We start from the raw sequence: 11290 nt of genomic DNA, 5'->3' as shown, positions 1-11290 counted from the left end.
GTACCATTGGCGATTCGTGAAATATCTACTAAAAATCAATCGGTAAACTTTACTTTTAATAAAAGTAAATTACTGCGAGAACTACTTGTTGTAATATCTATAGGACTTTTTATTGGTTTTTTAGCACCGTTTGGCATGCATGAGCTGCCGGTCTTTATGTCGATTAGCTATTGGGTTTTTACGTGTGTTTGTGGTTATTTTATTTATTCACCGTTAATCAATCTAGGGCATAAATATTTATCTGAGAAGTTCAGTGCTCCTTGGCTACGTGTTGCAATATCATCTTTAATAGCAAGTATATTAATGAGCTTAGTTGTGCCATTAATCACCATGATATTTTTTAATTCCCCTATTAATCTCATCAATGACTTTCTTCATTTCCTGCCTAAGACATTAGTGATTGGCGGTGTTATTACCTTTTTTAGTGTGTGGCAGAATCATGTTAAACAACAGCAACAGCAGTTGGAATTATCAACAAAAGTGATTGAAGAGCATGCCTCAACGACTGATACCAAGAGTATTCAAATTGAGCAATTTATGTCGTTATTACCCATCAACAAACGCGGCCAATTATTGTGCTTAGAAATGGACGATCACTATTTGAAAGTGCATACCGATAAAGGTAGTCACATGCTGTTGATGCGTCTGAAAGATGCTTTACTACAGCTTGAGGAGTTTCCTGGCTTACAAACTCATAGGTCATGGTGGGTGGCAAGTGATGCGGTCGTATCAGTAAATAAACAAAATAGGAAAATGACATTGTTGCTAAGCAATAACCTTGAGGTCCCCGTTTCAAGAACGTTTGTTGATGCGGTTAAAGCAGCAAATATTATTTAGGTATTTTGTTCAGAGAAAACAGTATGCTGTCGCCAAACAATGCTGGTTTCATGTCGATACACCTCAGAACGAGTATATGATTAGTCATCCATGAGGATTGTTGCAATGGATGTCTACCCTCTTGGCGTTTTAAAACAATTTTTCAATATTGGTCATTGGAAGAAATAGATTGCCGTCACCATTTTTACAGCCATTGTTGCGGGAAAAATGCCATGACGTACGACAGCCTCGGTCATATTCCTAACAAACTAAAAAAATAATTCGCTTAATTTAATAAAAAAGCCGATAGGGTTACCCGTATCGGCTTTTTTCTGTTCAGAATGGCTCTCTTCAGGATTAATCTCTGAAGTTATTGAACTGGAATGGTTGGCCAAGATCAGACTCTTTCGCTAGGCGCATAACAGCTTGCAAATCATCACGTTTTTTACCAGTGATACGAACTGAATCACCTTGGATAGCAGCTTGTACTTTAAGCTTGCTGTCTTTGATAGCTTTGACTAGCTTTTTAGCAATCAGTGAGTCGATACCTTGTTTAAAATTTACTTTTAAGCTGAAGGTTTTTCCACTATGAACCGCTTTCTCATCAACTTCCATTGATGATGGATCGACGTTACGTTTACTCAGCTGAATGCGCAAAATGTCGACTAATTGCTTACAAATAAAATCATCTTCCGATTTTAAGGTAACCACATTGTCTTTCAAATCAATGTCAATTTCTTTACCACGTAAATCAAATCGGCCAGCAACGTCACGGCGGGAGTTTTCTACCGCATTGCGTAATTCTTCTTCGTCAACTTCTGACACAATATCCATAGATGGCATCTTGCTTTCCTCTTTGGTTCATCACATATATATTTTGCTATTTTACACTAGGAGTCATTATCGGGATAGTGGAGTGCGACCACAGATGTCATCACAAGGTTATTAATGACTAACTGGTGATTGATTAACAAAAAATCATCAAGCAGCTATTTTTATTGATAATATCACTATAGGGCTTATTTAGACTGAGTTTAACGATGATTAACTTACGATTATCAGCAGTATAAATGGCTCGACTATAACAATTATGACTTTCCAGAGAGGTTAATGAGTGACAATTTTCAGTAGGTTTCTTATTATTAGCCATCTTCTCGCTTCACTAGGCCAATATTACGCTCGTGATCACTTATAAAAATATTTTCAAGCTTGCCTTAGTTGTCGCCATCATTGTGACAAGCTATCTTGTTTTTTCAAAACCAAGTTATCCGCAGACTTTTGCTCATATGGACAAAGTAGGCCATTTAGGTAGCTTTTTCGCGCTTGCTTACCTAGCTCATTACGCTTTTAAACCACGCTGGTATTTTTTGTGTAGCGCTTTGGCGACATATGCCGTGTTGATTGAGCTGATCCAATCACGTCTTCCCTATCGTAGCGCATCAGCTGCCGATGTTATCGCTGATCTTACGGGTATTGCCCTGTTTTATTTAGTGCATTTTTCGATGATTAAATACCGTAAATTAAAAGCGAATCGCTAAAAAAACATGGTAAAAACATCACTATTGCCACCATCATCCACGCACGATAGTCATCGACTGATTGCCATATTAGGCGCGGGTGCAATTGGGCAATTGATGTATCACAAACTGACTGTCTGCTCGCCAACGCCAGAAGTAGACGATGTGATGTTTATTGGCCGAGATAAACAAACTCGGCAACAAAAACTGGATTTTATTGACGATAAGCAGCAATGCCATAAAGCATTAGCGACCATATTGGGCACCGAAGATAACCGCTTAGCCCAGGTTGAATTACTGCTTGTGTGTGTCAAAGCCTATCAAGTTGAACTAGCACTTATTCCCTTGTTAACCAAACTGTCTCCTCAATGCCATATTGTATTACTTCACAATGGTTTAGGTCCCCACTTTTCGGTGGCTGCTGCATTGGCAAAGCATCAAGGATTGACCCTAGGCACAACATCGCAGGCGGCATTGAAACAAAATCAGTGGCAAGTAAAACACAGCGGCTTTGGCGTAACCCAACTGGGGCATTTTAGCGGCCCTCTTATGCCGACAGCATTAAAGATGCGCCTAAATAATCTGCACAGTGACCATCAACCCATTGAATGGCATCAGCCTGTTTTACCCGTGTTATGGCAAAAGCTGGCGATTAATGCAGTCATAAACCCATTAACTGCATTAAATCAGTGTGCTAATGGTCAATTAGCCGCGACTCAATACCAAGCACAGATTGCGGCAATTATTGATGAATTAGTCCAAGTGGCTCAATGTGATGGCATCAACTTAGATAAAGCAGCACTGAGTGCGCGGGTATACCAAGTGATTGCGTTAACCTCAGCTAACTTTTCATCTATGTATCAAGATGTCGCTCACGGTAGACCCACTGAAATTCATGAGATTAATGGCTATATTTGCCAGCAAGCTAAGGCGCATCAGCTTGATGTTCCCCAAAATCAAGCTCTCCTCGAGAGAGTTTTACGACTCAGTAAGCCTAATAATATTAACTCCACATCACTAAAATAGCCGCAATAGCGATTAGCAGTAATCCGGCAACATCATTAATTTTCACTTTCTGTTTCAGCCAAAAGGTCGCAATAATCAGGGTGAAAAACACCTCAACCTGACCTAAGGTTTTCACATACGGTACAGCCTGCAACGACATTGCGCTAAACCAGCCAATCGAACCAATACAACTGGAAACGCTAATGGCTAAGGTTAATTTAGGTCGTTGCCACAAGGCTGCTAAAGTCGATTTATCTTTTGCCAGTAAATAACCAATTAGCACTATGGTTTGTAACCCAATAACCCACAGCAATACCCAGGCTGCACGATGCGTAAATGGCCCTTGTAGGGTTAAACTGGCTTCTCTTACCCATAAGGATGTCAACGCAAAAGCACTGCCGCATGCAAGCCCTAATAATACCGTTTTCAGTGATAACTGTTTAAAACCCTGCTTGCTACTGAGCAACATGACTGCCAAACCGCCGATGACAACGCCTATCCAACCTAGTATTGATAATTGAGTACCAAAAAAGATAACCCCAAGGATAGCGGCTACTAAGGCTTCGCTTTTGGCTAGCCCAGCACCTATGGCATAGTTCTGCATTTTAAACAGCTTCACCATAAGCCCTGTGGCTAAAATTTGCATTGATGAAGCACCAATAACAAAGCCCCAGAAACTGGCATTAAAAGTGGGTATTGCAGTAGGGGAATATTGATGCAAACTAAATAGATAGACAGCTGCGATGGGACCAGCCCAAATAAAGCGCGCCAAGGTTACGCCTGCCACACTGACGTCTTTACTCAGCTTGCTTTGAAATGCATTGCGCCACGCCTGCATGAATGCGGCGAGAAAGGTAAACATGATCCACATATTGGTTACTGCTCTAAAAAAGCCCTGAAACTTGGTAAAAAGTCAGGGCTTATACAAGGGCAATTAGATTACTGTTTACGACGATTAAAAGACACTTATAAAGTGCTAAAGTGATTAATAATCAACTTATCGAGTTATTAGTCATCCAATGCTATTAATAATTTACTTGCTGGTATCAATGAACTCGAATGATTTTACTAAGTCATCAACCGCTTTCATCTGGGTTAGGTATTTCTCTAATAAATGCAATGGGAGTGCACATGGGCCATCGCATTTTGCATTATCAGGATCAGGATGTGCTTCGATAAATAAGCCTGCTAACCCTAATGCCATACCACTGCGCGCAAGTTCAGTTGCTTGTGCACGACGTCCACCAGCAGAGTCTGCACGTCCGCCTGGGCGTTGCAGTGCGTGGGTAGCATCAAAGATCACTGGATAACCCGTTTGCTTCATTTCATCCATGCCCAGCATGTCGACAACCAAGTTGTTATAACCAAAGCTACTGCCACGTTCACATAAAATAATATTGTCATTACCCGCTTCATTAAACTTAGTAATGATATGACGCATTTCATGCGGCGCTAAAAACTGCGGTTTTTTAACGTTAATAACGGCACCGGTTTTCGCCATCGCCACAACCAGGTCTGTTTGACGCGCAAGAAAAGCCGGTAACTGAATAATATCAACAACGTCGGCGACTGGTGCGCACTGATAGATTTCGTGTACATCGGTGATAATTGGCACATTGAAGGTTGATTTTATTTCTTCAAAAATACGAAGACCTTCTTCCATACCTGGACCACGGTATGAGTTAACCGATGAACGATTAGCTTTATCAAACGAAGCTTTAAACACGTATGGAATACCAAGCTTTTGGGTCACTTCCACATAATGTTCTGCAATCGACATGGCTAAATCACGTGACTCGAGTACATTCATGCCCCCAAATAACACAAACGGTTTATCGTTGGCGATTTCAACATGATTAGTTAACTGAATAATTTTTTGATCCATTTGATCCTCTTAGCGCATTACGCTGCAACAATTTGTAATAACTGACCACATAGCCAAGCCATGTAAGTACCTAATGCATAACCGAATACTGCCAGCAACACCCCTACAGGTGCTAAGGCTGGGTGAAATGCTGCTGCCACTACGGGAGCTGATGCCGCTCCACCAACGTTGGCTTGGCTACCCACTGCCATATAAAATAATGGGGCTTTAATGAGTTTAGCCACTAATAACATTAACCCTGCGTGCACTAACATCCACACAATACCTACTAAGAAATAAATCGGCGTATCCATTATTTTAGACACATCCATATGCAAACCTATGGTCGCAACCAGAATGTATAAAAATGCCGAAGCTATTTTAGAGGCACCAGACGCTTCAAGATGACGCACTGGAGTAAATGAAAGTCCTAAACCAACGGTAGTCACAATAACCACTAACCAGAAGAATTTAGAGGTTAAACTATAATCTTCGGTCCATGGATAATGAGCTTCGAAAAACGGTCCCAAGAAATCAGCTGCAAAATGGGCAAAACCAGTGACACCAAAACCAACTGCCACAATCAACATAATATCGCGCAGCGAAGGAATGCGCGAATTTTCGGCGTGATACTTTTCGACTTTCTGTTTCAGCGCTTCAATGGCTGTGGTGTCAGCGCCAGTTCTGGCATCAATCTCTTTGGCTTTAGACGCCATAAAGAGCAACACGGCCATCCAGATATTGGCAACGATGACATCAACCGTCACCATAACGGAGAATATCTCGCCACCAACCTCATAAATTTCTTTCATTGCAGCTTGGTTAGCACCACCACCAATCCAGCTACCCGCTAAGGTTGTCATGCCACGCCAAACCGCATCAGGACCATTGCCACCTAAAAGTGATGGATCGATGATCGACACTGTCATTAATGCAATCGGCCCACCAATAACAATCCCAAGCGTACCGGTTAAAAACATAATAACCGCTTTAGGGCCCAAGCTAAGAATAGCTTTTAAATCAACACTTAAAATCAATAATACCAAACATGCAGGCAGTAAATACCGTGATGCAACAAAATACAATTGTGATGAATGGCCATCAATCACACCAAAGGTATTTAATAATGAAGGTAAGAAATAACACAGTAGTAAAGCTGGAATGTACTTATAAAACTTTTGCCAAAAAGGATGAGTGGACGAGCTTGTGTAAAAAACAAAACCTAAAATAACGGCGAGTATACCCAGGGCGGTGGCATCATTGCTCACCATTGCTGACGTTGACATGTAGAGTTCTCCCTTACAAATACATTATATTTTTAGTTGTTATTGTTATTGTTATTATTTTTGCTGTTATGAAAATCGATGATGATAACTTCTCTGCTGCGCGCTGGTAATCAACTTGCAAGAAGTTCACTGCGAATAAAGCAGCTTTGAGTTAACTCAAAGCTGCCTAGGTTGCAGGTTATCAAATCATTAATGATAAACCTGCATATGTTGACTGAGTTCCTTTAATTGAATCTTAACCAGTTCAATCACAGGATCATGCGGACTCAAATCGATGAAGTGTTGTAAATCCGACATGGCCACTTTAATGCAACCTAACTGTTGGGCAATAAAAGCACGTTCACGATTAAGATGCACATCGTCTGGATGCCATTGTAATAATAAATTACAACATTCCATTGCCTGTTCAAATTTATGACTGACGATACAACCCGCTTTTAGCTCATGTAACATACGGCTAATTAACCGTTTGAGCGTAGCGGTTTTAAGGTGGCTTGGTTTTAATTTAGCCGCATTACCCAGTTCACCACGTACTAACGCATGTAATTGATGACGGCTAAGTTCTTTACCGGTTAGCGGATCATGGTATTTAACCACATCATTCACTTGGCTTTTTAATACCGTATTACCGGGTAATAAAACCGCCTCGAGTGTTAAGTCGAGTTGTTTAGCCAATAAAATTAACAATATTGATAGTGTAGTGCTATTGCCTTGACGCTTTAACACGCAATAGCTTAAATCTGCAGCCTCGACGCTAAAATAGTCGTCTCGAACACAAAAACCTAAATCATTGTAAAACCACTTAAACAGACCTTCAAGGCGCGCTTGTTGGTCAATAACATAGTGACTCAATACTGAACCGGCCATTTCATACCACGCCCAGATAGCAGGTTTAGATATTGAAAAGCCAAGATGTTCAGAGAGCTCAAATGCAGTTTCAGGTATCGAAACTGCATCATCAAGAAGATATTTTGCCATTAAAAACCAATTAACCCATGAAGACGACTTGTTTGAAATAAGCCAGTTTGGCCGCTAACACTACCCAACCGATTGCGCCGATAAAAGCAAAAAACTTAAACAGCTTATTACGGTTAGATTTAAGTGCCATCACACCTAAAGCAATATAGGCCGCAACACAGATTATTTTTTCTGTCATCCATGGATCGACAAAAGGATATTGTTTGATCATAAAGCACAAAGTGAAGCCTGATAGTAATAAAAACGTATCAATGACATGTGGTGCGACTTTAACAAACTTTTTTTCCATGATGGGAGACTTGCGTAAATGTAAAACAAAACGCACGATAAAAAAGATCACACTCATGGCAATAAACATCATGTGAGTATGCTTTACCGCTGGATATAAACTGTAAAATGTTTCCATTAATTAAGTCTCATTAAAAAAAGGTAAAAATAAAAGGCGCCTAGTTTACTCGATCAACCAGCCGCATACTAATATTTGGATTATTGCTATTTACTTAGCGAGATATATACCTGTAGATACTGAATTACTCATCCATCCATTGCCCAAGCGTGCAGCGGTCATTACTGCCAAAGTCTCGAACAGTAGCCACATTGTGGTAGCCAAGTTCAATCAATTTCTCACGAACTTTAATCGCCTGTTCATAGCCATGTTCAAGCAATAAATAACCACCAGTAAGTAAATGAGCACGCGCTTGCTCAGCAATATAATACAAATCGGCATAGCCTTCATTGCCAGCGGTGAGTGCACTTTGCGGTTCAAAGCGAACATCGCCTAAATGAAGATGTTCATCGGCTTCATCAATATAGGGAGGATTAGACACGATCAAATCAAAATCGCGCTGTTTAACGGCTGAAAACCAATCAGACTGGATAATTTCAACGTCTGGTAAGTTAAGATTACCGCGATTAGCTTTAGCAAGCTCGACAGCCTCTGGAACATTATCTATGGCAGTAATCCGCCATTTAGGTCGTTCAGATGCTAACGCCAATGCAATAGCACCGGTTCCTGTGCCTAAATCTAATACTCTGGCATTGTGACGCACAGATAAGTTCAGTGCGGTTTCAACTAAAATTTCAGTATCAGGCCGGGGAATAAGCGTTGAGTCATTAACAATAAAAGGTAATGACCAAAACTCTCGTTCACCAATAATATGCGCTACCGGAGTGCCATTTTGACGTTTAGCGATCATCTGGCTATAAGCTTTAAATTGCTCACTCGTCAGTTGTCGCTCAGGCCAAGTATATAAAAAACTGCGATTTTTATTCAAGCAATGCAATAGCAATGCCTCTGCATCTACGTGAGCAGATTCAGAGGTTGCGGCTAGTTGTGAATAAGCCCATTGCAGGGCTTCAGCAATTGTTGAATACGAAGACTGCGTCAAGAGAACTCCTTAGTCGTCAGCTAACGCGGCAAGCATATCGGCTTGATGTTCTAGCATAATGGGTTCAAGCAAGACATTTAAGTCGCCTTCCATGACTTCATTCAAGCGATATAGTGTTAAGTTGATACGATGATCACTTACCCGACCTTGTGGGTAGTTATACGTTCTAATACGTTCAGAACGATCGCCACTGGCCACTAAGCTACGACGGGTAGTTTCTTCTGCACTGCGTCTTTTTTCATCTTCAACAGCTTGAATACGCGCAGCCAAAACACTCATCGCTTGGGCACGGTTTTTATGCTGTGAACGTTGATCCTGACACTCAACAATAATGCCAGATGGAATATGGGTAATACGAATCGCTGAATCAGTTTTGTTAACGTGCTGTCCACCGGCACCAGAGGCGCGGAATGTATCAACTTTTAAGTCTGCTGCATTAATCGAAATCGCTTCAGCTTCAGGTACTTCGTGCAATACCACGACTGTACATGCTGAAGTATGAACCCGGCCCTGAGATTCGGTTTCTGGTACACGTTGAACACGATGTCCACCAGACTCAAACTTTAATTTACCGTAAGCACCATCACCACTGATTTTGACAATGATTTCTTTAAAGCCGCCATGCTCGCCTTCGTTGACGTTCATGACTTCTATCTGCCAACGGTTCGCTTCGCAATAACGCGAATACATACGGTATAAGTCACCCGCAAAAATAGCGGCTTCATCGCCACCGGCACCCGCACGAATTTCAAGAAACGCGTTAGTGTCATCATTAGGATCGGTAGGCAAAAGTAAAACTTGTAATTCATCTTCAAGTTTTTCTAACACTTGCTTAGATTGCTTGTACTCATCTTGCGCCATTTCGCGCATTTCAGCATCGTCTTCTTCAAGCATCTCTTTAGCGTAGTCGAAATCTTTTTGAGCTTGTTGAAACGCCTTGAAGCTACTGACTACATTTTCAAGTTGAGAATATTCTTTTGATAATCCACGAAAACGGTCTTGATCCGAAATCACGGTAGCATCACTTAATAATGCTAATACTTCTTCATTACGCTCGAGCAAGCCTTCAAGCTTGCGGATAACGGATTCTTTCATTTAGCTCGCTAACCTTAGTTTTTATCTAAACCAAGCGCAGTTCTTAATTGGCCTAACGTATTCAAATCGCCTTGACGGCTTGCTGAAGTAAGCGCTTGTGTCGGTGCATGTATCAAACGATTAGTTAGCCTATTGGCTAACTCTAGTATCACTTGCTCACTGTCACTGCCATGAGATATTTTATTCAAGGCGCGCTCAACTAATTCATCTTTAATCGCCAAGCTCTGGCTGCGATATTCGCGAATACTGTCGACTGACTCTAAAGACCTAATCCACTCCATAAATAAGTGTGATTGGTCTTCAGTAATTAATTCTGCTTGCTCGGCGGCTTCTTTACGTGAAGCCATGTTCTGTTCAATTATGCTATGCAGATCGTCTACAGTATAAAGGAATGCGTCGTCTAACTCACCGACTTCTGCTTCAATATCTCTTGGAACTGCAATATCCACCAACAACATAGGTTGATGACGACGCTGTTTTAGCGCTTTTTCGACCATACCTTTACCTAAAATGGGCAAAGGACTGGCGGTAGAGGATATCACGATATCGGCTTTAGCGAGAAAATCTGGTATTTGTTCTAGGGTAATGGCGGTAGCGTTAAACTCTTCACACATGGCTTGGGCACGTTCGATAGTGCGATTTGCCACCACCATAGAGGCAACACCATTATCTTTAAGGTGTTTGGCCACCAGCTCAATCGTTTCTCCTGCACCAATGAGTAACACCTTAGTGGTGCTCAATGATGAGAAAATATGTTTCGCCATGCTGACGGCGGCAAAGGCGACAGAAACTGCCGCGGCACCGATTTCGGTTTCAGTGCGCACTTTTTTGGCCACAGAGAAGGTGTTTTGAAACAAGCGATCAATGGTCAATGCAATCGTGCCAGCTTCTTTGGCTTTAACAAACGCTTGCTTTACCTGTCCCAAAATTTGTGGTTCACCCAGTACCAGTGAATCCAGACCCGATGCTACACGCATTAAATGTTTTACGGCAACTTGCTCTTCATAGGCATAGAGACACGGCATTAAGTCGCTGTGCTCAATACTATGGTAATCCTCCAACCATTCAATAATGTCTTCCTTTTCAGCATTATTGCAATATAGCTCAGTACGGTTACAGGTCGACACAATAACAGCCTCGCCCGTACGGGTGCGACTAGCCAAGCTTTTCATGGCGTCATGAATGCGGTCTGGAGAGAAAGCGACTTTTTCACGCAAATCTACCGTGGCGGTTTTATGGTTTATCCCGATTATTACTAGGCTCATTTGATGGTATCAAGTTCTTTTCGGTGACGTTAATTAGGCTATTCTACTGAATTGAACCGACTAAAAACACAATTGG

The 11290-nt window shown here is 41.5% G+C and carries 12 protein-coding genes; 3 read left to right on the top strand and 9 right to left on the bottom strand.

Annotation, left to right across the window (positions count from 1 at the left end):
- Positions 1–837 (top strand): LytTR family DNA-binding domain-containing protein (locus tag H5185_RS10060; protein WP_182742012.1); only part of this gene is annotated, 837 nt, incomplete at its 5' end.
- A gap of 336 nt (positions 838–1173) precedes the next feature.
- Here H5185_RS10060 and H5185_RS10055 read toward each other — a convergent pair.
- Complete coding sequence (locus H5185_RS10055; protein WP_124017834.1) at positions 1174–1659, bottom strand: YajQ family cyclic di-GMP-binding protein; 486 nt, start codon at positions 1657–1659, stop codon at positions 1174–1176.
- A gap of 338 nt (positions 1660–1997) precedes the next feature.
- Here H5185_RS10055 and H5185_RS10050 point away from each other — a divergent pair, with 338 nt between their 5' ends.
- Together H5185_RS10050 and H5185_RS10045 are read left to right on the top strand one after the other, a co-directional pair.
- Positions 1998–2354 carry a VanZ family protein gene (locus H5185_RS10050; RefSeq protein ID WP_124017833.1) on the top strand — a complete coding sequence of 119 codons (357 nt, stop codon included), beginning with the start codon at positions 1998–2000 and terminating at the stop codon, positions 2352–2354.
- Between the two features lie 6 nt (positions 2355–2360).
- A complete protein-coding gene (locus tag H5185_RS10045) occupies positions 2361–3359 on the top strand; it encodes a ketopantoate reductase family protein (RefSeq protein ID WP_182698675.1) in 999 nt (332 codons plus the stop codon).
- On the opposite strand, the gene H5185_RS10040 is transcribed toward H5185_RS10045, so the two are convergent.
- The 8 genes from H5185_RS10040 to hemA form a co-directional block, all read right to left on the bottom strand.
- Positions 3337–4209: a DMT family transporter gene (locus tag H5185_RS10040; protein ID WP_124017831.1), complete on the bottom strand. Its 873-nt coding sequence runs from the start codon at positions 4207–4209 to the stop codon at positions 3337–3339. The genes H5185_RS10045 and H5185_RS10040 overlap by 23 nt on opposite strands.
- Positions 4210–4371: 162 nt before the next feature.
- A complete protein-coding gene (kdsA, locus tag H5185_RS10035; RefSeq protein WP_182742011.1) occupies positions 4372–5223 on the bottom strand; it encodes a 3-deoxy-8-phosphooctulonate synthase in 852 nt (283 codons plus the stop codon).
- 17 nt (positions 5224–5240) lie between these two features.
- The gene (locus tag H5185_RS10030; RefSeq protein WP_124017829.1) at positions 5241–6488 is read right to left on the bottom strand and encodes a DUF819 domain-containing protein; all 1248 of its coding nucleotides are present in this window, start codon (positions 6486–6488) and stop codon (positions 5241–5243) included.
- Between the two features lie 189 nt (positions 6489–6677).
- The gene (locus tag H5185_RS10025; protein ID WP_182742010.1) at positions 6678–7466 is read right to left on the bottom strand and encodes a tetratricopeptide repeat protein; all 789 of its coding nucleotides are present in this window, start codon (positions 7464–7466) and stop codon (positions 6678–6680) included.
- Positions 7467–7476: 10 nt separating this feature from the next.
- Positions 7477–7872, bottom strand: coding sequence for a SirB2 family protein (locus H5185_RS10020; protein WP_124017827.1), 396 nt, complete (start codon positions 7870–7872; stop codon positions 7477–7479).
- Between the two features lie 124 nt (positions 7873–7996).
- Positions 7997–8854, bottom strand: a complete 858-nt coding sequence (gene prmC / locus H5185_RS10015; protein ID WP_124017826.1) for a peptide chain release factor N(5)-glutamine methyltransferase — start codon at positions 8852–8854, stop codon at positions 7997–7999.
- A gap of 9 nt (positions 8855–8863) precedes the next feature.
- Positions 8864–9949, bottom strand: coding sequence for a peptide chain release factor 1 (gene prfA, locus H5185_RS10010; protein ID WP_124017825.1), 1086 nt, complete (start codon positions 9947–9949; stop codon positions 8864–8866).
- Positions 9950–9963: 14 nt separating this feature from the next.
- Positions 9964–11214, bottom strand: coding sequence for a glutamyl-tRNA reductase (gene hemA, locus H5185_RS10005; protein WP_124017824.1), 1251 nt, complete (start codon positions 11212–11214; stop codon positions 9964–9966).
- Positions 11215–11290 lie beyond the last annotated feature (76 nt).

Origin of the sequence: Shewanella sp. SG44-6, from assembly GCF_014164185.1 — a bacterium.
Lineage (GTDB): Bacteria > Pseudomonadota > Gammaproteobacteria > Enterobacterales > Shewanellaceae > Shewanella > Shewanella vesiculosa.
This window is presented reverse-complemented; position numbering and strand designations above follow the sequence as displayed.